The 883-nt window shown below is 68.9% G+C and carries 1 protein-coding gene and 1 pseudogene; both read left to right on the top strand.

Translation table 11 applies throughout. From position 1 onward, the window contains the following. Positions 1-543 (top strand): glycosyltransferase family 2 protein (locus JCM19049_RS15755; protein WP_279403395.1); only part of this gene is annotated, 543 nt, incomplete at its 5' end. Next, positions 525-883, top strand: a pseudogene (locus tag JCM19049_RS15750) (glycosyltransferase family 2 protein); the annotation flags it as partial. The gene JCM19049_RS15755 and the pseudogene JCM19049_RS15750, both read left to right, overlap by 19 nt.

The raw sequence follows: 883 nt of genomic DNA, 5'->3' as shown, positions 1-883 counted from the left end.
CACCCGCCACTGCCCCCGCATGAAAGATCCGCAGTGACCGCAACGCACACCCCCACCGGAACCGCACGGGTTCCGGGGATTGATCAGCGTCATCATCCCGGCCTACAACCAGGAGCCCTACATCAACGACGCCCTGACTCGCTGGCCGCCCAGCGCCTGGGCCGCCACCGCCTGCAGGTCGTCGTGGTCGATGACCACTCCAGCGACCTGACGCCCACCCTGGTGCAGGACTACCGGGACCGCTTCGAGGACCTGCGGCTGATCACCCACCCGGAAAACCGCGGGGTGTCCGCGGCCCGCAACACCGGGTTGGCGGCGGCCACCGGCAGCTACGTCACGTTCCTGGACCCGGATGACTGGTTTTCCCGCGACCACCTGGCCTCCCTGGCCGACGGGCTGGAACGGCTCGAGGTGGACTTCGTGCGCTGCGACCAGGTGCGGGTGCGCGGCACCAGCCGCAGCATCCACCGTGCCCCGCAGGCGCTGCACAATGTGGTCCTGGACCGCGGGAGGACATCCTGCCGGTGGATGCGGCCAGCATGATCGACTACCCGTATGTGTTCACCGGCATGTACCGCCACGACGTGCTGGGCGACACCCAGTGGTTCGACCCGGCGCTGGCCACCTGCGAGGACCGGCCCTGGCTGTGGCGGCTGTACCTATCCAGCACCAGCTACGCGGTGGTGGGTGAGGCCAGCCAGTTCTACCGGCGCAACCTGCCCGGCTCCCTGACCCAGGTGTTCGACGAACGCCAGCTGCACTTCATCCCGGCCTTCGGCCAGATCGTGCAGCTGGTCAGCCAGGACCGGGAGGCCGACCGCTTCCTGCCCAAGGCGCTGCGCCAGTTCTTCGCGATCGCCTGCCACCACCTGGACCGCATCGG

The sequence above is a fragment of the Arthrobacter sp. JCM 19049 genome, assembly GCF_001310435.1.
Note: the sequence above shows the minus strand (reverse complement) of the source record. Positions and strands in the feature narration are given on the sequence as shown.